Origin of the sequence: Salinigranum rubrum, assembly GCF_002906575.1 — an archaeon.
Classification (GTDB): Archaea; Halobacteriota; Halobacteria; order Halobacteriales; family Haloferacaceae; genus Salinigranum; species Salinigranum rubrum.
The window spans coordinates 1,375,360-1,397,167 of sequence record NZ_CP026309.1 but is presented as its reverse complement, the minus strand read 5'-3'; the positions used below and the strand labels follow the sequence as shown (position 1 = coordinate 1,397,167).

Below are 21,808 nucleotides of genomic sequence, written 5' to 3'. Positions count from 1 at the left end.
CCGACAGTCCGGCGACCGGTCGAACGTTCCGTGAACCGTCGTCGGCTTCACCGCATCGTTTGACAACACCTAAGTCGAATCTCCCCCGACTCGGGCACGTGCAACCGACACCCGAAGTCGTCCTCGCCGTGGTGTTCCTCCCGTTCCTCGGGGCGGCCGCGACGCCGCTCGTCTATCGGCTTCTGGGCGAGCGGACGGCGTACTTCGCTGCCGCCGTGGCGCTCGCCTGTTTCGGGCTCGTCTCCTCGCTCTACGTGAACGGGGCTCACGGAACCGCGTCCTTCGAGTGGATTCCCTCGCTCGGCGTCTCGCTCGCCTTTTACGTCGACGGACTCGCGCTCCTCATCTCGTTCCTCGCGAGCGGCGTGGGGGTGCTCATCCTCACGTACTCGGGAGGATACATGCACGGCGAACCGGGTCAGGCGAAGTACTACGCGACGCTGTTGGCCTTCATGGGCTCGATGCTCGGCGTCGCGCTCGCGGGCGACCTCCTCGCGCTGTTCGTCTTCTGGGAACTCACCTCCCTCTCCTCGTTCATCCTCATCGGCCACTACACCGACGAACCCGACTCCCAGTACGCCGCCCGCAAGTCGATGCTCATCACCGTGTCGGGGGGCTGTTCATGCTCGTCGGCTTTCTCCTCTTGGTGTGGGTCTCGGGCAACGTGGGTGAGGGGACCTACTCGCTCACGGTGATGCTGGAGAACAGCGAGGCCATCAGGGAGGGGATGCGAGAGAGCGGCCTCCTCGTCCCCGTCCTCCTGCTCCTCGGGATGGGCGCGGCGACGAAGTCCGCGCAGGTCCCGTTTCACGTCTGGCTCCCGAACGCGATGGAGGCACCGACGCCCGTGTCGGCGTTCCTCCACTCCGCGACGATGGTGAAAGCCGGCGTCTACCTCGTCGGCCGCTTCCGACCGCTCTTTCTGGGGAGGAAGCGCTCGCGCTCGGCGAGTGGACGCTTCTGTTCGCCGTGCTCGGGCTACTGACGATGACCGTCGCCGCCATCCTCGCGGTGGGGGCGACCGACATCAAGGAGCTCTTAGCCTACTCGACCGCCTCCCACCTCGGACTCATCACCGCCGCGTTCGGCTTCGCGAACACCTACGGCGCGGAGGCCGGCGCCTTCCACATCCTCAACCACGCGAGCTTCAAGGCCGCGCTGTTCCTCGTGGCGGGCATCATCGCCCACGAGGCCGGCACCCGAAAGATAGAGCGACTCGGCGGCCTCCGCAAACACCTCCCCGTCACGGCCGTCATCGCCACCGTCGCGTCGCTGTCGATGGCCGGTCTCCCGCCGTTCAACGGCTTCTACTCGAAGGAACTGCTGTTCGAGGCGGCCTACTACGCCGCGGTCGACATCGGCGGCGCGGCGTGGCTCTTCCCCGTCGTCGCCGTCTTCGGCAGCGTCTTCACCTTCCTCTACTCGATCAAGTTCGCGTCGCTGTTCTTCGGGACAGAGCCCGACGAGTTGGGACACGTCCACCGGCCGCCGCTCGCGATGCTCGTCCCGCCCGCGCTCCTCTGCGTGCTCGTCCTCGCCATCTCCGTCCAGCCGAACCGCTTCATCTCCGCGCTCGTCGGCGACGTGTTCGGCAGCGTCGTGTCCGGCGAGGCACACTCGTTCTCGGTCGGTATCCCGACCGAACTGAGCCCGTACTTCGTCATGAGCCTCGTCACCATCGCCGTCGGCGCGGTGTCGTTCCCGTTCTACGACCGCCTCCACGACGGAGTGAACGCGGTCCTGCGAGGACCGGTCCGGGCGAACTGGTGGTACGACAACGGCGTCGAGGGGCTCGACGCCCTCTCGGCGACGTTGATTCCCCGCGTCCAGACGGGCCTCCTCCGAACGTACGCGACGTGGGCGTTCGCCACCGTCGCCGCGCTCGCGCTCGGTGGGTACGCCGCGACGACCCCCGGGCTTCCCGGACTGGCTCCGGATCTCGGGCTGGCGCTGGTGCTCGTCGTCGCCGTGGCGGCCGTCGCCGCCGTCGCCATCCTCGCCGCGCCGTCGCACATCGCGGGCGTCCTCACCCTCTCCATCGTGGGCTTCATGGTCGCCATCTTCTACATCCTCGCCAGCGCGCCCGACCTGGCGCTCACGCAACTCGTGGTCGAGACGCTCGTCCTCGTCATCTTCCTGCTCGTGCTGGATCGGCTCCCCGCGTACTACGGCTCCGTCGAGCGCCGACTCGCCGTCCGCGACGCGGTCGTCGCGAGCGCGGTCGGCGTGACGGTGTTCCTCACCGTGCTGCTCTCCACGTCGGCCTCGCCCGACCCCTCGCTCCGGCGGTTCCTCACCGAGCGGGCGGGCGTGCCGGCCGAGCACGGCCCCTTCTTCACCGACTACGGTGGAGGCGGCAACATCGTCAACGTCATCCTCGTCGACTTCCGTGCCCTCGATACGATGGGTGAGATCAGCGTCGTCGCGATGGCCGCGCTCGCCATCCTGACGCTCGTCCGGATGCGCACGCGAGGTGAGACACAGTGAGCACCGACACGGGCGGGAACGAACGGAACGAGGGGGGGAGCGGCGGAGGCAAGGAGCCGACGACGCTCATCGCCGACCCCTACGACCGGCGGACGACGGTCATCTCGCGGACCGTCACGCGGGTGGTGGTGCCGATCATCCTCGTCACCTCCATCGCGCTCCTCCTGCAGGGACACAACCTCCCCGGCGGCGGGTTCATCGGCGCGGTGCTGACGGCGACGGCGTTCGTCCTCGTCTACGTGGTCTTCGGGATGGATTTCCTCCAGAGCCGCGTGCTGGACGTCTCGGCCGACGAGGACGAGTACCACGACCTCGTCTCCGGCTACCGCTGGGTGTTCGGCGCTGGCCTCGCGCTCGCCGTCGCGTCGGGGCTCGTCCCCACCGTCCTCGGCGCGCCCTTCCTCACGCAAGGAGTGTTGTTCCTCGAACACCTCCCCCTCTACGGTGAACTGGAGGTGGCCTCGGCGCTGGCGTTCGACCTCGGCGTCTACTTCACTGTCGTCGGTGGCCTGCTCACCATCCTCGGGGAGGTGGGCAACGAATGACCGAGGTGGTGCTGGCGGCCGTCCTCGGTCTGCTGTTCGCGCTGGGGACGTTCCTCGTCCTGCGCCAGGACGTCGTCCGCGTGGTCTGGGGGGTGAGCATCATCTCCCAGTCCGCGAACGTCTACCTCGTGACGATGGGCGGCATCGACGGGGTGGCGCCCGTCGCACCGGGGGACGCGACGCCGACCGACCCGCTGGTGCAGGCGCTCGTCCTCACGGCCATCGTCATCGGCTTCGCGACGACGGCGCTGGCGCTCGTGCTCACCTACCGCGTCTACGAGGAGCACGGCACCATCGACGTCTACGAACTCGGCCGGAGCGGCGCCCCCGGTTCGACGAAATCGAAGTCGGGGACGCACGCGAACGGAGGTGACGGCGAGTGACCGAACAGATCGTCGTCGCGCCCCTGCTCGTGGCGCTCGTCACGGCGGTGTTGACGCTGCTCACCCGGACGAACGACACGCTCCAGCGCGTCACCAGCATCCTCGGGAGCGTCGCCTACCTCGTGGCGGTCGGCGTGCTGTTCAGCCGCGTCGTCCTCCCCTTCGGCTCCGAGCCGCGGACCATCGTGTACTACGTCTCCGACTGGGCCGCCCCGTTCGGCATCACGCTCGTCGCCGACGCGCTCTCGGTGTTCATGCTGTCGATTGCCGCGCTGGTGTCGCTCGTCGCCCTGGTCTACTCGGTCGTCTCCGTCGACGGGTTCGGCCAGCGGCTCTCGTATCACCCCCTCTACCACTTCATGGTCGTCGGCGTCTCGGGGTCGTTCCTCACCGCCGACGTGTTCAACCTCTTCGTCTGGTTCGAGGTGATGCTCATGTCCTCGTACATCCTCGTCCTCTTCTACTCGGGACCGGAGCACACCCGCGCCGCGCTCACCTACGTCGTGTTGAACCTCATCGGCTCCGCCGTGATGTTGGTCGCCATCGGCGGACTCTACGCGACAGTCGGCACGCTGAACATGGCCGACATGGCCCGGCGACTGGCCGCACCGGGCGAGTTCGGCGTCGCGGTGCTCCCCGTGCTGGGCCTGTCTGCCGTGCTGTTCTCGGTGTTCGCGCTGAAAGCCGGCCTCGCGCCGTTCCAGTTCTGGGTGCCCGCCGCCTACCGGGCCGCACCGGCACCGGTCACGGCGATGCTCGCCGGCGTCGTCAAGAAGGTCGGCGTCTACGCCATCGTCCGCCTGTACTTCACGGTGTTCGCCGCGGCGTCGGTGCCGGTCTCCCTGCCCGGAATCGCGGGCGACTCGTTCCTCGCCTTCTTCGGTCCCGTCTTCTTCGTGATGGCGACCGTGAGTATCGTCCTCGGCGGGGTCGGCGCGGTCGGCCGCCCGGACCTCGACGGATTGCTCGCACACTCGTCGATTTCGCAGGTCGGCTTCATCGTCTTACCGCTGGCGCTGGCGGCGACCGCACCCACCGAGTCCGTGCGCGTCGTCGCCGTCACCGCCGCGCTCGTCTACTCGTTCAACCACGGCCTCGCGAAGAGCCTCCTCTTTCTCGTCTCGGGGACGCTCAAGGAGACGGTCGGTACCGACGAGTTCGCACGGCTCGGGGGGCTGGCGAACCGAACCCCGGTGCTCGCAGGGGCGTTCCTCCTCGGGCGCTTACCCTCATCGGCGTCCCGCCGCTCTCGGGCTTCTTCGGAAAGCTGCTGGTCTTCCAGGCCGGCGCGGACGCGTTCGCCGCCGGTGCGGCGGGCGCGGGAGTCTTCCTCGGAGTCGCGCTTCTCGGCGCGATTCTCACCATCGCGTACTACACCCGTGCGTGGAACGCCGCGTTCTGGGGCCAACCCTCGGAACTGGTTACCGCCGCCATCCCCAGCCGATGGGTCCGCGGCGCTGCCGGTGGCGAGACCGAGGGCGAGGGTGAAGGCCTCGCCGCCGACGGCGGCCTCACCGAACTGACGCTGACCACGGAAGTCACGATGGTCGTCGTCCTCGCCGTCACGCTCGTCGCGTTCGGCGTCGGCTTCGAGGCAGTGTACGCGACGGCGGAAGCGGCCGCCCGCGCGGCGCTCGACACGGGGACGTACGTCGATAGCGTGAAGCCGGAGGTGTTCACCGAGTGACCCGCCGCTGGCCTCTCTCGGGCGTCGCCCTCGCGGTGCTGTGGCTGTTCGTCCGCGGCGTCGAACTCACGCCCGTTCGGCTGGCGGAGGAGTTCATCATCGGCCTCCTCGTCGGCCTCCCGGTCGCGTACGTGTTCCGCCGCTTCTACGCGCCGTCGACGCCGCTCTCGCGGACCATCCGGGTGGTTCCCTACGCGATGCTGTACCTCGCCGCGTTCCTGAAGGAACTGCTCACGGCGAACGTCGACGTGGCCTACCGCGTCCTCTCGCCGTCGATGCCCATCCACCCGGCGGTCGTCAAGGTGCCGCTGCGCGTCCAGTCGGACGTCGCCATCACGACCATCGCCAACTCCATCACGCTCACCCCCGGCACGCTCACCATGGATTACGACAGCGACTCGAACACGCTCTACGTGCACAGCATCGACGGGAGCAACCCCGAGGAAGTCCTCGAACCCATCCGGACGTGGGAGGACTACGCGCTCGTCATCTTCGACGAGGAACTGAAGCCGGGCGACCCGGTCTCGCAGGGCCAGGCCGACCCCGCCAGGGACGGAAAGGGGGAGGTGGCCGATGGCGACTGAACTCCCCGGCTTCGTCGAACTGAGCCTGCAGGCCGCGCTCGTGGCGGCGGCCGCGCTGACGCTTCTGGTCTCGTACCGCGTCATCCAGGGGCCGACCGTCCCCGACCGCGTGGTGGGGCTGGACACCATCGGGACGAACGTCGTCGCCATCGCCGCCCTCTGGGCGATGCTCTCGACGCAGAGCTTCTTCGTCACGGTGAGCCTCGTCCTCGCCATCATCGGGTTCATCTCGACGATTACCGTGGCTCGCTACGTCACGGAGGGGGACATCATCGAATGACCGCCGAAGCCGCCAGCGCCGTCTCCATCGGCCCGGTGCGCGGCGCACTGATCGTCCTCTTGGTCGCCGTCGGCGTCGCCTTCCTCGTCGTCGGGACGGTCGGCCTCCTCAGACTGCCCGACGTCTACAACCGGATGCACGCGACGTCGAAGGCGACGACGCTCGGAGCGGCCTCTATCGCGCTCGCCGCGTTCGTCTTTTATGGACCCGGCGGCGACGGCCTCATCGGACTCGTCACCGTCGTCTTCCTCTTCGTCACCGCGCCGACGGGCGCGCACATGATTTCGCAGGCCGCCCACCGCATGGGCGTCGGCTTTTACGGCGGGGTGGAGTGGCCCGGCGAGGGCGGGGGCGAGCGCGCCGAGGAGGTCGGACAGGACGGTTCGGAGACGGGCAGCGCGTCGCCCGGCGACGACTGAGTCGTTTCTGACGACGTCTGTATGTCTCTATTATTGACACGACGTGCGTGCTGAAGAGAGAGGCTGACTTCAGCAGCCGATATCCAATAGTCACCGTCACGCCACTCGTGTGTATCCGGTAACCCCGACAACGAGGTGGGGGATAGCACTATGTCGAAACCTGTCCTTAGTTTGAGGCGGACCGTTTGAAGAGGGCCAGCAGCGCGTCACCGCCATCGCTGGATATCATGAGCGGATAGGCACTCAGATTCGCCCACCGTTCGAACCCCTCGACGATCTCAAGTCCAAGCGCCTCGTTGTATCAGTCTGCCGCCTCGTAGCGGTCAAGCACTGACAGTGCAACGTGGTCAGTACCTCCGACCTGAAATCCGTTATCAGTCATCGGCGTCCGCCGTGAGGTCGACGACAAGCTTGCCACGGACGTGACCGTCTGCGCTCCGCTCGAGTGCATCCTGTACCTCGGACAGTGGATACGTGCCACTGATCCGCGGTGCAACGACTTCGGAATCAGCGTGGGCCGCGACCCGTCGAAGCGTCGCCGGGTCCGAATCCAGAATGGCGTCGAAAAAGCTGACGTCGACACCGTGCTCGTTGTATCGTTCGACAACTCTCTCTGAGGGAGGCTCCGGAAGCGTGACGACGATGCCCCCTGGTTGGACGATCTCGACCGACCGTTCGAGGACGTCACCGCCAACGGCATCGAGGACGACGTCGACGTCGTCTACCACGTCTTCGAATCGCTTGTGACGGTAGTTGACGAACTTGTCGACCCCGAGTTCGCGGAGGAACGCCTCGTTGCGTCCAGAGGCGGTTCCGATCACGTGAGCGCCCGTATTCGCCGCGAACTGGGCGGCCATATGACCAACGCCACCAGCGGCTGCATGGATGAGAACGCGCTGTCCGGCACCAAGATTACCTTCCTCGTAGAGTGCGTGGAACGCAGTCTGCCCCGCCATCGGAACGCCCGCAGCTTCCAGATGAGAGAGTGACTGCGGCTTGTCAGTGAGTTCGTCGCTCCTCATCGTGATGTATTCGGCAAATGCCCCTCCCCCACCGGGAAGGCGTGCCATTCCGCAGACCGTATCGCCCGGGTTGAACCCGGTTACGTTGGCTCCGACGGCTTCGATAACACCTGACACGTCCCAGCCGGGCGTCCACGGGACCTCTCTGTCGAGCAGGTGTGAGAGGTCACCGCGACACATGAGCCAGTCGATGGGATTGATTCCGGCAGCGTGAACCTGAACGCGGAGTTCGTGCCGATCCGGTTCGGGACGGGGAACATCGTCGTAGGTCAGTGTCTCGATACCCTCGGGCTTCTGGAGTTGAATCGCTTTCATTTGTGCATGTGTGAGTCGGTGGCCCTACTGTCGATACCGGCAGAAGCAATCCGTTTGGTCTGCTCTGGGTAGTCCGACATACCGGCGTAGAACGTGAGTTCTTGCCCGAGTCGGTGTATCCGCTCGGCAATGTCCGAATCTGTGATCCGACGCTCGTCTACGACCGAGGGCGAATCCGGAATCGCGACTTCGGTGGGTAGCGTCCACGCGCGCAACGACCGGCTTACTGCTCGGAGATGAATGAGGGCCGACCCTGGGAAGTCTCCGGCAGCCACCTCGAGAAGACCGACCGTCGTTCCCGTGAACTGGTCGCGACCACAGTAGTCGAGTGCGTTCTTCAACGCTCCCGAATAGGACCCGTGATAATTTGGAGTGCCGAGCAGGACGCTATCGGCCCGATTTACGGTCTTTCGTAGCGTGTTGGCGCCTGGGACGTCCCTGTTCACGGCGTTCAGACTCGGCAACTCGTGGTCCCGTAGATCGATGAGTTCTGTCGTCGCACCAGCCTCTTCGGACGCTGTTAGTGCTTCACCGAGTGCGACCCGTGTCCGACTGTTGTCGCGCAGACTGCCACAGATTGCGACGACCCGTGGTTCGGTTTTATCTGACATACCTGTAGATACACCCAGGCATCACAAAAATGCTCTCTACACTGACATTTTGCAGGGATACTTACAAAAATTCGTTTTGGCAGAGAGCGGGATTACGGGGCGACACATCAGTTGTATTTCAAAAACCTGGTTGAGAGAGGCTTTTTGCCGATCTAGACGTGATGATGAGTATGAACAGGCTGGAGGCGATGGAACTCGCCCAGAAATCGGAGCACTGCCTCAGGCCTGCCGAGGCGTTTTCACTGATCGGTAACGAGATTCGGGTGACGATTCTGGAGGCCCTTTGGCACGCCGATGAGCCCCCGGTTGGTTTCACGACCCTCTACGAGCACGCCGGGGCGGATAACACCGCCCAATTCAACTACCATCTGGGCCAACTGACGGGCCACTTCGTTCGTAAAACAGACGATGGGTACGAACTCCGGACAGCCGGAGAGAGCGTCGTCCAGGCGGCCGTGGAAGGCTCGTTCAATGCCCACCCTGATCTTGATCCGATCGACACTGGCGACGACTGCACACAGTGTGAGGCGACGTTGGTTGCAACGTACAGTGACGAAAAGCTCGCCATCGGGTGTCCGACGTGTGGCCGCACGCACGGCCAGTATTCGTTTCCACCGGGTGGGTTGATCGGTCGTACCGAGGCCGAGACGCTCTCAGCGTTCAACCAGCGCGTTCGGCATCTCCACAGCCTCGCTAGGGATGGGGTCTGTCCGGAGTGCAGCGGCCAGATGCGGACCGAAATCGTCCGCGGTGAGAACTGCTGTCTCGATGCCGACCTCCGGACCGAATACACGTGTCTCCAGTGTCGTCATATCCTGTGCTCAACGATCGGTCTGGCGTTGCTCGACCAGCCACCAGTCGTTTCATTCTATCGGGACCACGGGCTCGACCTCCAGACGATGTCCTACTGGCAACTGAACTGGTGTGTGAGTGATGACTGCACAACCGTGGAGTCGGCGGATCCGTGGCGAATCGAGGTATCGATCACCGAAAACGGCGACACACTCACCGCCTCTCTCGATGAGGGCCTCTCGATCGTTACAACGTACGTATCGGAGGGTGACGCATCCAATCAGAATTTCAAAAAAGCGTGAAACACTAGTTCGTGCTTGTGTCCTATTTCCCCAACTCTCTCGCGAAACTACCGCGGACGCAGAGCAGTATCATAACCGCATTCATCACCAGAGTCAAGAACCAATATCTCATATCTGATCCGCTATGCCCCAGCTGACGACACCTCTTACCGATGCTCTCGGTCTTGACGTTCCCATCGTTCAAGCACCGATCGGAAGTGCGACTTGTCCTGCTTTGGCAGCCAGCGTTGCTAACGCTGGCGCACTTGGAATGCTGGCCGTTACATGGCGGGATGAAACGGTGACTCGTGAGGCGATCACTGAAACGAAACAGCAGACAGAGGGCGTCTTCGGTGTCAATATTGTTGCGGATTCTGACGCGAAGAGCGTCCCGACAGAAACCCACGTGGAGGTCTGTCTCGACGAAGGTATTGATATCATCTCCTTCTCGTTCGGAGATGCCGCGCCATACATCGAGCAGATCCATTCACGTGGTGGGGTCGTTCTCCAGTCAGTAGGGAGTGCTGCAGAGGCGAAGGATGCTGTCGATGCTGGTGTAGATATCATCGTTGCGCAGGGATGGGAAGCAGGCGGCCACGTTCAGAGCGAAGTCGCAACACTCCCCCTGGTTCCCCGTGTCGTTGATGCCGTACCTGACACACCAGTCATTGCCGCTGGGGGAATCGCAGATGGACGTGGAATCGCCGCAGTACTCACACTCGGCGCAACTGGTGCGTGGCTCGGTACGCGGTTCCTCCTAACGGAGGAAGCCTATGTCCATCGGCTGTATCGACGACGGGTGATCGAAGCGGAAGAGACTGATACAGTTTACTCGACGCTTTTCGACGAAGGGTGGCCAGACGTGCCGCATCGGGTAATCGAAAACGGGACTGTCGCAGAATGGAAGGCAGCAGAACAGCCTTCGACGGAACGACCGGGAGAAGGCGACGTTGTTGCGGAAACAGGTGATGGTAATCCGGTTCGGCGGTATGAGGATTCACTTGCAGTCCCCGAGATGAGTGGGGACGTAGAGGCATTACCGCTCTATGCAGGCCAGAGTGTCGGGTTAACCCAAGAACTGCAACCAGCAGATGAGCTCGTGGCGGGTCTCGCTGAAGAAGCACTAGCGGCACTGGAACGAGCCGACTGATAGATACGCGCTCTGTATGCAGTACGACCACTGAGACCTCACCGAACACTGTCAGAAGCGACGTGCTGAGTACAGGGAGGCGTATTCAGCACTGCGGTGCCTACAGACGAGTTCATATAATATTTCTTGCTATTTGGAGAGTATTGAAATCACCACGTGTAACATGCTTCTATTATTTAAACCGACTCATATAATATGCCTCTATTATTTAAATCGACGCATATAACAGACTTCTATATTACTGGCTGGTATGGGCGCCGGCCGCCAACTCGTGAAAACACTTGGACCTGATCCGATAATCGATCCTCTGTACCGGCTGGAACGGCAACTTCGCTACCGGTTGGCGGGTGAAACCTACGCCGTTGAGGCTTCGGGTGCTCGGGCGCGGTTCCGGATTCCGACACAAAACGAATGGTCTGACTTCGTGTCGATTGCAGAACGGCCGATCCTCGAAGACCTCGCTTCGAGCATCCGGAGGGACGATGTGTTCTACGATATCGGGGCGAACACCGGGCTGTATTCCTGTTTGATGGCGAACCTGGTAGAGCAACCCGTGATTGCGCTCGAGCCGCATCCCCAAAACGCCAGACGGTTGGAAGAGAACGCCGAACTCAACGGAGCAGACGTCTCCGTGTTCGAGTACGCGCTCGCCGATTCGGCGGGGGACTCGGAGCTGTCGATCGTGTTAGACAAAATCGGATCGGCCGGCCATTCGCTAGTAAGTGACGAAGGGCCCAATACGATCACGGTTCCAAAGATTCGGGGAGACGACTTCATCGCCGACGAAGACCTCCCTGCTCCGACGGTGCTCAAGATTGACGTCGAGGGCGCCGAATACCAAGTTCTCAGGGGGTTGGAGTCGGCGTTATCGCGCTCCGACTGTCGGATGGTCTACTGTGAAACGCACGCGGATCGACTCCGGGCACAGGGGGTATCGGTGTCGGACGTCCGGGATGAACTCGTGTCCCACGGGTTCTCTGTCACGGAGGTTACTGTCCGGCAGGGGAAGGGAGAGACGTTTCTCGTAGGAAAGGCCGACGGTTCAAGCGGCGGGTAGGTCAAGGGAGAGCGACCGCGGCGAACCGGGGCTCGCCGACGTCGAAGAAATCGAGAGCGGTGGGGATGATCAAGAGACGGTTGACGAAGGGACGGAATATCAGATCGGATGGCGTAACCCAGTCGACACCGTATACGCGAGCACGCGGACACCCACGGTCAGCGCGCTACCAATCGCTCGGCGAAGAGCGGGACAGCGTGGTAGATGTACGCGCGGTATGCAACACGCCCACCGAGACTCGTCGGCTACCGAGAGAGTCGACAGCGCCGTCTTCGTCTTACTGGAGAACCCCGACCAGTTCGTCGGCGATTCGCTCGCCGAGCGCCAGTTTCGACCCGGCGAACGGTTCGGACTCCTCCCCGACGAGAAGCGCCCGCGTCTCCTCTGCCCCCATCACGCTCGCGTCGTTGGCGACGACGAACGCGAGGCCCGCACGGTCCATGACGCGTCGTGCTTCCTCGACCATGGCCTCGTCGTCGCCGCTGGTCTCCGTTTTGAACCCGACGATGGGGAGGTCGGGGGACGCCTCCCGAACCGAGTCGATGAGCTTCGGCGCGGGGAGGAGTTCGAGCGTCCGTGCCTCGCCCGACCGGATCTTCTCCTCTTCTCTCGAAACCGTGAAGTCGGAGATGGCCGCCGCCGACGCGAGCGCGTCCGCGTCGTCGCAGGCGTCGAGCGTCGCGTCGAGCATCTCCGCGCCGGACTCGACCCACTCGACGTCCGCGTAGTGGGCGTCGATGTCTGGTCTGGAACTCCCGGTGCCGTGAACGAGCGTCACGGTCGCGCCCCGGACGTGACAGGCGCGCGCGAGCGCCCGACCCATCTTTCCCGAGGAGCGGTTCGTCAGCAGGCGGACGGGGTCGACGGGTTCGGCAGTCGCGCCCGCGGTGACGACGACGTGTCTCCCGTCGAGGGGTTTCTCCGAGAGCGCGCGGGCGACGCCCGTGACGATGGCCGCCTCGGTGGCAATCTTCGCCTTCCCCTCCTCGATGCGAGGGTCGACGAACTCGACGCCCCACGCCTCCAACCCGCCGAGCGCGTCGAGGACGCCCGGGTGGTCGTACATCGGTTCGTGCATCGCCGGCGCGCAGACGACTGGGACGCCGGCACCCAGCGCCGTCGTCGCACAGGTCGTCACGGGCGTGTCGTCGACGGCGCTGGCGACCTTTCCGACGGTGTTGGCGGTCGCCGGCGCCAGGAGGAGGACGTCTGCCCAGCCCTCGCGCCCGCAGAGTTCGACGTGCTCGACGCGCCCCGTGATCTCGGTGACGACGTCGCGCTCGGTGGCGAACTCCAGCGCCCAGGGGTGGATGATTCCTCGCGCGGCGGGAGTCATCACCCCACGGACCGACGCGCCGTGTCGCCGGAGTTCGTGTGCGAGTTCGACGCACTTCACGGCCGCGATAGAGCCCGAGACACCGAGGGCGACGTTGACTCCTTCGAGCATTCACCTCCGAATGCACCCGTGGAAAGTAAAAGCCGTCCGGTCAGTCGGGGGTGAGGAGAGACAAAGGGAGGACAAGGCACATGCCGACGGGTCCGCTCTCTCGACCCGATGCCCTCTCGCCGCACGCTCCTTCGGGCCGGTGGCCTCGCCGGTCTCACTACCCTCGCCGGCTGTCTCTCCTCTCCGGCGTTCAGCGCCCAGGACCCCGCGGCCGGCGAGTGGCCGACAACCCGACGCGGACCGACGAACACCGCGTGTGCACCCGAGGCGACCCCGACCCGTGAGTCGCCCAGCGTCGCGTGGCGCGCCACGGATCGGGGACCGGTCGACGACGTCCTCGTCGTCGGCGAGACCGTCTACGCGACCCGTCCCACCGAGACGGTCGCACTCGACGCCGCCACCGGCACCCGTCGCTGGACGACCGCGGGGGACGACCAGTCGATGGTCCCGGCCAGCCGACGGCTCGCGTGCCGCTCGGCGGAGGCGCTCTACACGGTCGACAGCGAACGGCTTCGGGCGTTCGACGTCGAGGGGGACGCCAGTGGTCACGAGCCGTCGCGGACGAACTCGGCGACCCCGTCAGGGGATACGGGCTGCAGGTGACGGATTCGGCGCTCGTTCTGGGCTACCACGGCGGGCTCGCGGGGTTCGGGAGGGACGAGGGTGCACACCGCTGGACGCGCTCGCCCGGCGGCCTCGGCTGGGTGTATCCCGCCGTCGCACACGGGCGGCTGTACGTCGGCAGTCCCGGGCCGCTGTACGCGTACGAACGGCGGTCGAGCGTGAACCGAGTCGTAGACCCCACACCACGCGTGGCGTGGGAAGGGCGGGGGCCGGTGTTCTGCTCGTGGCCCGCCGTCGCCGGAGACAGACTCGTCGTCGCCGACCGCGAACCGTCCTTCGACGAGGGGACAACGACCCTGTGGGCCTTCGAGCGGGACGGAACGCCCGCCTGGCGGCAGCGCGTCCCGGGGACCGGACGCGCGCTCGCGGTGACGCCCGGGGGAACGGTCGTCGTCTCGGCGGGCGAGGAGCCCTCGACAGTTCTCGCATGCGACGTCGCCGACGGCGCGGTCAAGTGGAGACGGGAGTTCGACCAGTACGTCCGCGAACCGGTCGTCGCCGGCGACGTCGTCCTCGTCGCGGGGTCGCCGGCGGAACTGGCGCGGAACGAGGTGGTGCGGGCGCTCGACGTCGACACCGGCGAGGGGTTGTGGCAGTGGGAGGTCGAGGGGAGGGCTGAGCGACTCGCGGCGGCCGGGGGTCGAGTCTACGTCGGCACCGATTCCGGGCGCGTCGTCGCGCTGGCGTGAATCGCTCAGTTGAACGCTCCTGCGGGATCTCAGTCGTCTCCGACCTCCCACGACTCGTCGACTCTCCCCCGTTCGTCGTCGACGAGCGAGGGGTGGGTCCGCTGGGTCTGGGGGTGGGGGTTGGCGAAGCGGTCGCGCATCAGTTCCCGCGACTCGGCCTGCCGCCGCGCCTGCTCGGCGGCGTCTATCTCCTCACACCCCGGCGGTACCTCCCTGCCTCGCTCGGTGAAGTAGCCGTCGGGCGTGACCCAGTCGTTGTAGAACGGGGTTCCGGAGTCGTGGAGGAGCGTGATTCCCACCGCCGCCCCGTGGCCCGCGGCGACGACCGCCTGGTGGTACTGCTCGCTCAGCCGGCCGGCGGCGTAGAGGCCGGCGACCGAGATCCGACCGACGCCGTCCTCGTCGACGTACGTCTTCGAGCCGGCAGTTCGACAGGAGACGTCGTCGGGGAGGTACGAGGCGTCGCTCCACGAGGCGGCGACGACGTACCGTGCCTCGTACGCGTCGCCCGCGGCGGTCGTCACCACGAACCCCGAGTCGCGGGGGTCGACGCGGACGACTCTTCCCGGCGCGACGGCGACGCCGTTCCGCGCGGCCTGCTCTTCGAGGAGGCCGGCGAACAGCCTCGGGTTGACCCCGGCGGGGCAGCCGGGGACGTTCTCCAGGTGGGCGTTTCTGCGGAGGATGGACTCGCCGCCGTTCAGCACGAGCGTGTCGAGACCGGCGCGGGCGGTGAACGTCGCCGCGGTGAGGCCGGCGACGCCGCCGCCGACGACGAGGACGTCCCGGGCGCCGGAGTCCGAGTCGGAAGCGTTCATGCGACTGCTTGACGGGGGTGGGTGATTTGTGTGTCGCCCGTGATCGGCGGTACCCGTGAGACGGTGAGCGGTTGGACGCGGCTCTCGGAGTCTCGTCAGCGAGGTCGGTGTGCGTGTCGTCAGCCAGGTCGGCGCGAGCAGGGTGGCGCGCGGTACACGGGCGCGGTGAACCGCAGCCTCAGTCCTCCCCAGCCGGGTGCTCGCGCATCCGTGCGCGAGCGTCCCACCGAAGCGGCAGAGCCGCTTCGAGCCGTTCGTTCGGCTCGGAAACGCTGTCGCTCCGGTGGATGAGGAACGGGGCGAGCGAACGCGAGCGAGTACCGCAATCGGCTGGGGAGGGAGTGGCTTCAGCGCCCTGGCGGCCGCGCGGTTTCCGTGCTGTCGGGTTCGCTCGCCGCAACCCCTACGTCCCAGTCGAGTCACACATCGCTCCCTGCCATACATCCACACCAACCGACGAACCGAGGCCCACAGGGTTTTGTGCTCCGCCACCCACCGACGAACGTGGACCAGATCGTCGTCAGCACCGTGGTCTACCTCCCGCCTGACGAGGTGTACGATTTCCTCGCCGACTTCTCGCGCTACCCGAAGTACTCCGAGTACCTCAAGAACGTTCACCAGCGCGGCGACGGCGGCGCGGGAACCCGCTACGACATGCGCTTCGCGTGGTGGAAGCTCACCTACACCCTCAGGTCGGAGGTGACCGACGTCGACCCGCCGTGGCGCATCGACTGGCGCATCGTGAAGGACCTCGACGCCCACGGCGACTGGCAGGTCGAAGAACTCGACGAACTGCCCGACGACGCCCCGGCGGACGCCGAGACGGCCTGTCGGGTGACGCTCGACGTGTCGTTCGACCCCCAGACCGCCCGGGACGGAACCGTGGACCTCCCGCGGTTCGTCTCGTTCGACTTCGTCGTCGACAAGATCAAGCCCGTGCTGGTGAAGGAGGCCCAGAAGGTGGTCGAGCGCATCGTCGCCGACATCGAGGGCCGTCACAGACCGGTCGAACTCGTGGTCGAGCGGCGGCCCTCCTGAGAGCGGGACGGCATCGAGTGCCGCGCTCGGACGAGCAGACGGCTCGAATCCGGTCGGGAGAGCCGAACAGAAATACTGATACACAGCCCGTTCGGAAGAACGGGACATGGGTGGCAGACGGTGCGCGTAGTCATCATCGGAGCCGGACAGGTCGGTTCGTCCATCGCGGCTGACCTCGACAGCACTCACGAGGTCGTCGTGATCGAGTGCGATCCGGGCCGTGTCGAGGAGCTGAACTACTCGCTGGACGTGCTGGCGATCAAGGGCGACGGGACCGCGGTGTCGACGCTCGAAGAGGCCGGCATCGACGACGCCGACATGGTCATCGCCTCGACCGACAACGACGAGACCAACATCGTCGCCTGCTCGACGGTGAAGGCCATCTCCGACGCGTTCACCATCGCCCGCGTGAAGAACACCGAGTACCTCTGGACGTGGCGCCGGTCGGAGAAGGCGTTCGGCATCGACTTCATGGTGTGTACGAACCTGCTCACCGCCGAGGCCATCGTCCGCGTGGTCGGCCTCCCCGCGGCGCGCGACGTCGACCCCTTCGCGGGCGGGCGCGTCCAGATGGCCGAGTTCGAGGTCAGCGAGGGCAGCCCCCTCGTCGAGGAGACCGTCGCGGAGGCGGACCGCTTCGACGCGCTCACCTTCGCGGCCATCCTCAGAAACGGGAACGTCGATATCCCCCGCGGCGAGACGATCATCAAGGCGGGCGACCGCGTCGTCGTCATCGGCTCCCCGAAATCCGTCCAGGAGTTCGCCGCGACGGTCGCGCCCGAGGAGTCGCCGGGGACGGCCGAAGAGGTCGTCATCGTCGGCGGTTCGGAGATCGGGTTCCACGTCTCGCGCCTCCTCGAAGAGCGGGGGTTCAGTCCCCGACTCATCGAACAGGACGCCGACCGCGCGCGCGAACTCGCCGAGGACCTCCCGGCCACGGTGGTGATGGAGTCGGACGCGACGAACCTCGACTTCCTCGAACGCGAGCACATCGGCGACGCGGACATGCTCATCGCCACGCTCGACTCCGACGAGAAGAACCTCCTCGTCTCCCTCCTGGCCCAGCGACTGGGCGTCGAGCGCACCGTGGCCGTCATCGACACCACGGCCTACGTCGAACTGTTCGAGGCCGTCGGCATCGACGTCGGCGTCTCCCCCGCGAGGTCGTCGCCGAGGAGATCACCCGGTTCACCCGCGAGGGCGGCGCCGAGAACGTCGCGCTCATCGAGTCGGACAAGGCCGAGGTGCTCGAAATCGAGGTCGACGCCGACAGCGTCCTCGTCGACAAGCCGATCCGGGAGTCCGTCGGGTCGCTGCCGGAGGGCGTCGTCATCGGCGCGATCACCCGCGACCGCGAGTTCATCGTCCCCCGGGGGAACACGCGCATCCAGCACGGCGACCACGTCGTCGTCTTCGTCGACACGGCCGTCAGCGACGAAGTGTCGAAACTGCTGTAACGTAACGGGCGTCCTCAGTCACCCACCGCGCCGTCCTGCTGGCGACGCTTTTCCTGTGGGCTCGTGGGCTACGCCGAATCGTCGTCCGACGCCGTGAGCCGCGCGGTCGCCGCGCGGACGTCCTCGATCATCGTCGCCTGCTCGTCGGTCGCCGTGGCGATGTCGCCGACGCCGGTCGAAACCTCCGCCGCCGTCTCGGCGACGTCGTCGGCCATGCTCGCGACCGACTCGGTACTCGACGCCTGTTCGTCGGTCGCCGCGGCGACGCTCCTGATCCCCTCTGCGGTCTCGCGGACCGCCTCCGCGATGTCCGCGAGGTCCGACTGTGCGTCGTCGACCTGCTCGATTCCCGCCGCCACGCGTTCCGTGACGTGGTCGAGGCTCGACGCCGTCTCGGCCGTGTCGGCCTGAATCTCCGCGACGGTCGTCTCTATCTGCCGCGCCTGCGCCTGGGCGTCCCCGGCGAGGGACTTCACCTCGTCGGCGACGACGGCGAACCCGTCGCCCGCCTCGCCGGCGCGGGCGGCCTCGATGCTCGCGTTGAGCGCGAGGATGTTCGTCTGGTCCGCGATGGAGTCGATGACCTCGACGATGTCGTCGATGTGGTCGACGCGGGTTTCGAGCGCCTCCACGTCGGCGGCGACCTCGGCCGACGCCGTGTTCACGTCGGCCATCGCTCGCGCCGCGGCGGCGGCGGAATCGTGTCCACGCTCCGCGAGTCGCTCGGCCTCCGCGCTCTTCGTCTCGACCTCGTCGGCCGTCGCGGCGATCTCCTCGACCGTCGCACTCAGGTTCGAGACCTCCGCCGTGACCGTCCCCGCGCGCTCGGTGAGCGCGGTCGCGTGCTCGTCGATCCTCCCGGAGCGCTCGGCGACGCGCTCGGCGGTCTCCTGAAGCGACTCGACGGGGGCTTCGACGTCGCGTTCGACGTCGCTCGCGAGCCGTTCGTGTCGTTCCAGGGCACGCTCTAACCGCGAGGCGTACGACTCGATGTACGTCTCCATCGCGACGGCCTGGTCGAACGAGATGACCTTCGACAGGGAGGTGACGCGCTCGACCACCTCGTCGACGGCGGCGTCGACCGCGTCCTCGTCTTCGCCGTCGCCGTGTCGGGCGACCGCGTCGTCGCCGATGGCGCGGACGAGTCCCTCGTAGTAGACGCCGTACGCGCCGAGGTACAGGTCCGGACCGAGACCGAGCATGTCGTGGACCTTGCCCACTCTCGCCCGACGGGCCACGTAGTCGAGGTCGTACGTCCCGGCGACGAGGCCGCGGAGGTACGTCTCCTGGGACCGCTGCAGCGCCTCGAGCGGGAGCGACGACCGGTCGAGGACGGCCGACGCCTCGCGGTCGCTGTGTAGCCGGTCGTAGAACGCGTCGACCAGTTCGGGGCGGCGTCGTCGACGACGTCGGTCATCCCCGCGAGCCGTTCGGCGTCGCGTTCGCCCAGTCCCAAAAACGCCTTCCGTCGGTCCAGTTCCGCGCCGTCGATGCCGATTTCGGCCGCCAGCGCCTGCCCGTCCAGCCCTCGTCTGTCGGTGTCGGTGACACCCCGCCTGTCTGTGTCTGCGACGTCTGTCCGTCCCGCCGATGTGAAAGTGCTGTGTGACACGGTAGAGTTCCGTAGGGTCGACCGAGGACCCCTTCGATGGGTATCAGTTACTCTCGCCCCGGTTCACCGCCCGCCCGCACCACCACGGGGCTTTATATATCCAGTATCAACCGTGATACGGGGCGGGCAACCCTGATGTCGTCGAGACGGGTTCTCACCGGTATGTCAGACAGTCTCCGTGTCGAACTCGCCATCTCGTGTCGATCACACTGTCCAGTCGCCGAGGCATCCGTGACCGTCGACGGAGAAATCGGCGACGTCTCGCAGGCGGTGGTCGGCGGGGAACGACTCGACGAGTATCGGGTCCCCCGGGAGACGACGGGCGCGGTCGGAACGCCGGTGTTCGAGACGAGCGAGGAAGTGGTGTACCGCACCTCCCGGCCGTGTGGGACCGGGTGTCCCTGCGAGCGAATCGAGGCGGCGGGGTGTCCCACGACCAGCGTCCGCGCGGTCGACGGCCGACTCGTCGTCTCCTTTCACGCGCCCGACCGGGCGACGGTTCGGCAGGCGGTGGAGGCGCTCCAGGGGGACTTCGACGTGGAACTCCGACGGCTCGTCGCCAGCGGGGGCAGCGAGGCGGAGAGCGACACGAGGGTCGTCGACCGGGCGCGCCTCACCGACCGCCAGCGTGAGGTCATCGAGGCCGCCCACCGACTGGGGTACTTCGAGTACCCGCGACGGACCACGGCCGAGGCCGTCGCGGGGACGCTCGGCGTCTCACCCTCCGCGTTCGCCGAGACGCTCCGCGCCGCAGAGCGGGCGGTCCTCGACGAGTTCTTCCCAGCATAGGAGTCGACGCGAAAGACCCGCCGTGGGACGTTTCGGTAACGTAAAGGACCACTCCGTACACGTCCGGGTGTGCATCGGAGAGAGGGTGAGCGACGGTGAAGCTCCGCGTCGACTACCGGGCGAGCCTCAGCCTCGTCGGCACGGTGCTGAAGTACCTCGCGGTTCCGCTTCTCATCCCGCTGGCGACCGCGCTCGCGTACGGCGAGACGGTCCTCCCGTTCGTCGTGACCATGGTCGTGACCGTCGCTCTCGGCGTGAGCCTCGAACGGCTCGAACCGGACCCGGACCTCCTCGCCCGCGAGGGGTTCCTGATGGTCGGAGTGACGTGGCTCGCCGTCACCGTCGTCGGGGCCGTCCCGTACTTCGTCGAGGCGCACGGCCTCCCCCCGGTCGCGGCCCCGGTCCACCCGACGTCGACGCTCGGTAACCCCGCGAACGCGTTGTTCGAGTCGATGTCGGGCTTTACGACCACCGGGGCGACCGTCCTCGGCGACATCTCGTTCGGGACCCACACCCGCGGCATCATGCTGTGGCGACAGCTGACCCAGTGGCTCGGCGGAATGGGAATCGTCGTCCTCGCGGTCGCCATCCTCCCCGAACTCTCGGTCGGCGGCGCGCAGTTGATGGACGCGGAAGCGCCGGGGCCCGGTATCGAGAAGCTCACGCCGCGTATCGCCGAGACGGCGCGGGCGCTCTGGGGGCGTACCTCGGCTTCACCGTCCTCGAGATGGCGCTCCTCTACGGACTGCACGTCGGCGGGTTGGCGCCGAACATGGGCGCGTACAACGCCGTCGCGCACGCGCTCACGACCATGCCGACCGGTGGGTTCTCGCCGGAGGCCCGCAGCATCGAGGCGTTCTCGGCGGCCGCTCAGTGGGTCATCATCCCGTTCATGGTCGCGGCGGGGACGAACTTCGCGCTCTTCTGGCACGCGCTCACCGGCGACCCGAGGCGACTCGTTCGCGACGCGGAGTTCCGCTTCTACGTCGGCGCGCTGGCGGTCATCACGGCCATCGGTGCCGGCCTCCTCTTCACCGGGGCGGGCTTCGTCACGAGCGTCCCGCCGGGCGAGACGTACGACGCGGGGTACCTGGAGACGTTTACCGGGCTCATCGTCGGGCAGGTCGAACCGGCGCTCCGGCACGCGGCGTTTCAGGCAGTCTCTATCGTCACGACGACCGGATACGCCAGCATGGACTTCAACGCCTGGTCGGCGCCCGCGCAGTACCTCCTGCTGTTCGCGATGTTCATCGGCGGCTCCGCCGGTTCGACGGGCGGGAGCATCAAGGTCATCCGGTGGTACGTCGTCCTGAAGTCGCTCCGCCGGGAACTGTTCACCACGGCACACCCCGACGCGGTCCGTCCCGTTCGGCTCGGCGGCCGCACAATCGACGAGCGCGCCATCCGCGGCATCTACGCGTTCACGCTCCTCTACCTCGTCATGTTCTTCGTGGCGACGGTCCTGCTCGTCCTCGATGCGGCCCGCATCGGCCAGTCGCTCTCGGTCCTCGAAGCGATGAGCGCCGTCGCCGCAACCCTCGGCAACGTCGGTCCGGGCTTCGGGACGGTCGGCCCGATGGGGTCGTACCTCGCCTTTTCCGATTCGAGCAAGGTGTTCATGACCCTCCTGATGTGGGCCGGTCGGCTGGAGGTCATCCCGGTGCTCGTCCTCTTTACCCCCGAGTACTGGCAGCGGTGAGCGGCCCGTTCGCGGCGACGTC

The 21,808-nt window shown here is 66.3% G+C and carries 17 protein-coding genes and 4 pseudogenes; 16 read left to right on the top strand and 5 right to left on the bottom strand.

Features of this window, described 5'->3' with window-relative positions; all coding sequences use genetic code 11:
• Positions 1-98: 98 nt before the first annotated feature.
• The 7 genes and pseudogenes from mbhE to mnhG all read left to right on the top strand — a co-directional run bounded on the left by mbhE (position 99) and on the right by mnhG (position 6,385).
• Positions 99-2,487 (top strand): annotated as a pseudogene (mbhE, locus tag C2R22_RS27140) (hydrogen gas-evolving membrane-bound hydrogenase subunit E).
• A 68-nt stretch (positions 2,488-2,555) separates the two neighbouring features.
• Positions 2,556-3,032, top strand: coding sequence for an MnhB domain-containing protein (locus C2R22_RS06860; RefSeq protein ID WP_103427601.1), 477 nt, complete (start codon positions 2,556-2,558; stop codon positions 3,030-3,032).
• Positions 3,029-3,415 carry a sodium:proton antiporter gene (locus C2R22_RS06855; protein ID WP_103425097.1) on the top strand — a complete coding sequence of 129 codons (387 nt, stop codon included), beginning with the start codon at positions 3,029-3,031 and terminating at the stop codon, positions 3,413-3,415. The genes C2R22_RS06860 and C2R22_RS06855 overlap by 4 nt, the downstream gene beginning before the upstream one ends.
• Positions 3,412-5,102 (top strand): annotated as a pseudogene (locus C2R22_RS06850) (complex I subunit 5 family protein). Before C2R22_RS06855 ends, C2R22_RS06850 begins: the two are co-directional and overlap by 4 nt.
• Positions 5,099-5,686 carry a Na+/H+ antiporter subunit E gene (locus C2R22_RS06845; protein ID WP_103425096.1) on the top strand — a complete coding sequence of 196 codons (588 nt, stop codon included), beginning with the start codon at positions 5,099-5,101 and terminating at the stop codon, positions 5,684-5,686. The pseudogene C2R22_RS06850 and the gene C2R22_RS06845 overlap by 4 nt, the downstream one beginning before the upstream one ends.
• On the top strand, positions 5,676-5,966 hold the full coding sequence (locus C2R22_RS06840) for a monovalent cation/H+ antiporter complex subunit F (RefSeq protein WP_103425095.1): 291 nt from the start codon (positions 5,676-5,678) through the stop codon (positions 5,964-5,966). Before C2R22_RS06845 ends, C2R22_RS06840 begins: the two co-directional genes overlap by 11 nt.
• Positions 5,963-6,385: a monovalent cation/H(+) antiporter subunit G gene (gene mnhG / locus C2R22_RS06835; protein ID WP_103425094.1), complete on the top strand. Its 423-nt coding sequence runs from the start codon at positions 5,963-5,965 to the stop codon at positions 6,383-6,385. The genes C2R22_RS06840 and mnhG overlap by 4 nt, the downstream gene beginning before the upstream one ends.
• A gap of 374 nt (positions 6,386-6,759) precedes the next feature.
• Here mnhG and C2R22_RS06830 read toward each other — a convergent pair whose 3' ends face one another.
• Both C2R22_RS06830 and C2R22_RS06825 read right to left on the bottom strand, forming a co-directional pair.
• Positions 6,760-7,722, bottom strand: a complete 963-nt coding sequence (locus C2R22_RS06830) for an NADP-dependent oxidoreductase (protein WP_103425093.1) — start codon at positions 7,720-7,722, stop codon at positions 6,760-6,762.
• Positions 7,719-8,333 (bottom strand): NADPH-dependent FMN reductase, encoded by a 615-nt coding sequence (locus tag C2R22_RS06825; protein ID WP_103425092.1) that lies wholly within the window; start codon positions 8,331-8,333, stop codon positions 7,719-7,721. Before C2R22_RS06825 ends, C2R22_RS06830 begins: the two co-directional genes overlap by 4 nt.
• 170 nt (positions 8,334-8,503) lie before the next feature.
• Here C2R22_RS06825 and C2R22_RS06820 point away from each other — a divergent pair, with 170 nt between their 5' ends.
• The 3 genes from C2R22_RS06820 to C2R22_RS06810 all read left to right on the top strand — a co-directional run bounded on the left by C2R22_RS06820 (position 8,504) and on the right by C2R22_RS06810 (position 11,613).
• The gene (locus C2R22_RS06820; protein ID WP_103425091.1) at positions 8,504-9,427 is read left to right on the top strand and encodes a DUF7351 domain-containing protein; all 924 of its coding nucleotides are present in this window, start codon (positions 8,504-8,506) and stop codon (positions 9,425-9,427) included.
• Positions 9,428-9,551: 124 nt separating this feature from the next.
• Complete coding sequence (locus C2R22_RS06815) at positions 9,552-10,556, top strand: NAD(P)H-dependent flavin oxidoreductase (RefSeq protein WP_103425090.1); 1,005 nt, start codon at positions 9,552-9,554, stop codon at positions 10,554-10,556.
• A 250-nt stretch (positions 10,557-10,806) separates the two neighbouring features.
• Positions 10,807-11,613 (top strand): FkbM family methyltransferase, encoded by an 807-nt coding sequence (locus C2R22_RS06810; RefSeq protein ID WP_103425089.1) that lies wholly within the window; start codon positions 10,807-10,809, stop codon positions 11,611-11,613.
• Between the two features lie 277 nt (positions 11,614-11,890).
• Here the strand turns inward: C2R22_RS06810 and coaBC are convergent, their stop codons facing one another.
• A complete protein-coding gene (coaBC, locus tag C2R22_RS06805) occupies positions 11,891-13,060 on the bottom strand; it encodes a bifunctional phosphopantothenoylcysteine decarboxylase/phosphopantothenate--cysteine ligase CoaBC (protein ID WP_103425088.1) in 1,170 nt (389 codons plus the stop codon).
• 108 nt (positions 13,061-13,168) lie between these two features.
• On the opposite strand from coaBC, the gene C2R22_RS24945 reads away from it, so the two are divergent.
• Positions 13,169-13,663 carry a hypothetical protein gene (locus C2R22_RS24945; RefSeq protein ID WP_162562410.1) on the top strand — a complete coding sequence of 165 codons (495 nt, stop codon included), beginning with the start codon at positions 13,169-13,171 and terminating at the stop codon, positions 13,661-13,663.
• On the top strand, positions 13,660-14,373 hold the full coding sequence (locus C2R22_RS06800; protein ID WP_162562409.1) for an outer membrane protein assembly factor BamB family protein: 714 nt from the start codon (positions 13,660-13,662) through the stop codon (positions 14,371-14,373). Before C2R22_RS24945 ends, C2R22_RS06800 begins: the two co-directional genes overlap by 4 nt.
• Positions 14,374-14,402: 29 nt before the next feature.
• Here the strand turns inward: C2R22_RS06800 and C2R22_RS06795 are convergent, their stop codons facing one another.
• Positions 14,403-15,191 (bottom strand): FAD-binding protein, encoded by a 789-nt coding sequence (locus C2R22_RS06795; RefSeq protein ID WP_103425086.1) that lies wholly within the window; start codon positions 15,189-15,191, stop codon positions 14,403-14,405.
• A gap of 504 nt (positions 15,192-15,695) precedes the next feature.
• Between C2R22_RS06795 and C2R22_RS06790 the strand changes: the two genes are divergently transcribed.
• A complete protein-coding gene (locus C2R22_RS06790; protein WP_103425085.1) occupies positions 15,696-16,229 on the top strand; it encodes a type II toxin-antitoxin system RatA family toxin in 534 nt (177 codons plus the stop codon).
• 120 nt (positions 16,230-16,349) lie between these two features.
• Positions 16,350-17,686: pseudogene (gene trkA, locus C2R22_RS06785) on the top strand (Trk system potassium transporter TrkA).
• Positions 17,687-17,754: 68 nt separating this feature from the next.
• Here trkA and C2R22_RS06780 read toward each other — a convergent pair.
• Positions 17,755-19,071, bottom strand: coding sequence for a globin-coupled sensor protein (locus tag C2R22_RS06780; protein ID WP_245902996.1), 1,317 nt, complete (start codon positions 19,069-19,071; stop codon positions 17,755-17,757).
• Between the two features lie 389 nt (positions 19,072-19,460).
• Here C2R22_RS06780 and C2R22_RS06775 point away from each other — a divergent pair, with 389 nt between their 5' ends.
• Positions 19,461-20,087, top strand: coding sequence for a helix-turn-helix domain-containing protein (locus C2R22_RS06775; protein WP_162562408.1), 627 nt, complete (start codon positions 19,461-19,463; stop codon positions 20,085-20,087).
• 95 nt (positions 20,088-20,182) lie between these two features.
• Positions 20,183-21,786: pseudogene (locus tag C2R22_RS06770) on the top strand (TrkH family potassium uptake protein).
• Positions 21,787-21,808: the final 22 nt, after the last annotated feature.

Excerpts from the sequence above, each read along its gene's own strand:
- C2R22_RS06840 (WP_103425095.1), top strand. The coding sequence starts at position 5,676 with ATGGCGACTGAACTCCCCGGCTTCGTCGAACTGAGCCTGCAGGCCGCG.
- C2R22_RS06820 (WP_103425091.1), top strand. The coding sequence starts at position 8,504 with ATGAACAGGCTGGAGGCGATGGAACTCGCCCAGAAATCGGAGCACTGC.
- C2R22_RS06825 (WP_103425092.1), bottom strand. The coding sequence starts at position 8,333 with ATGTCAGATAAAACCGAACCACGGGTCGTCGCAATCTGTGGCAGTCTG.
- C2R22_RS06775 (WP_162562408.1), top strand. The coding sequence starts at position 19,461 with ATGTCAGACAGTCTCCGTGTCGAACTCGCCATCTCGTGTCGATCACAC.
- C2R22_RS06810 (WP_103425089.1), top strand. The coding sequence starts at position 10,807 with ATGGGCGCCGGCCGCCAACTCGTGAAAACACTTGGACCTGATCCGATA.
- C2R22_RS06830 (WP_103425093.1), bottom strand. The coding sequence starts at position 7,722 with ATGAAAGCGATTCAACTCCAGAAGCCCGAGGGTATCGAGACACTGACC.
- C2R22_RS24945 (WP_162562410.1), top strand. The coding sequence starts at position 13,169 with ATGCCCTCTCGCCGCACGCTCCTTCGGGCCGGTGGCCTCGCCGGTCTC.
- C2R22_RS06795 (WP_103425086.1), bottom strand. The coding sequence starts at position 15,191 with ATGAACGCTTCCGACTCGGACTCCGGCGCCCGGGACGTCCTCGTCGTC.
- C2R22_RS06855 (WP_103425097.1), top strand. The coding sequence starts at position 3,029 with ATGACCGAGGTGGTGCTGGCGGCCGTCCTCGGTCTGCTGTTCGCGCTG.
- mnhG (WP_103425094.1), top strand. The coding sequence starts at position 5,963 with ATGACCGCCGAAGCCGCCAGCGCCGTCTCCATCGGCCCGGTGCGCGGC.
- coaBC (WP_103425088.1), bottom strand. The coding sequence starts at position 13,060 with ATGCTCGAAGGAGTCAACGTCGCCCTCGGTGTCTCGGGCTCTATCGCG.
- C2R22_RS06815 (WP_103425090.1), top strand. The coding sequence starts at position 9,552 with ATGCCCCAGCTGACGACACCTCTTACCGATGCTCTCGGTCTTGACGTT.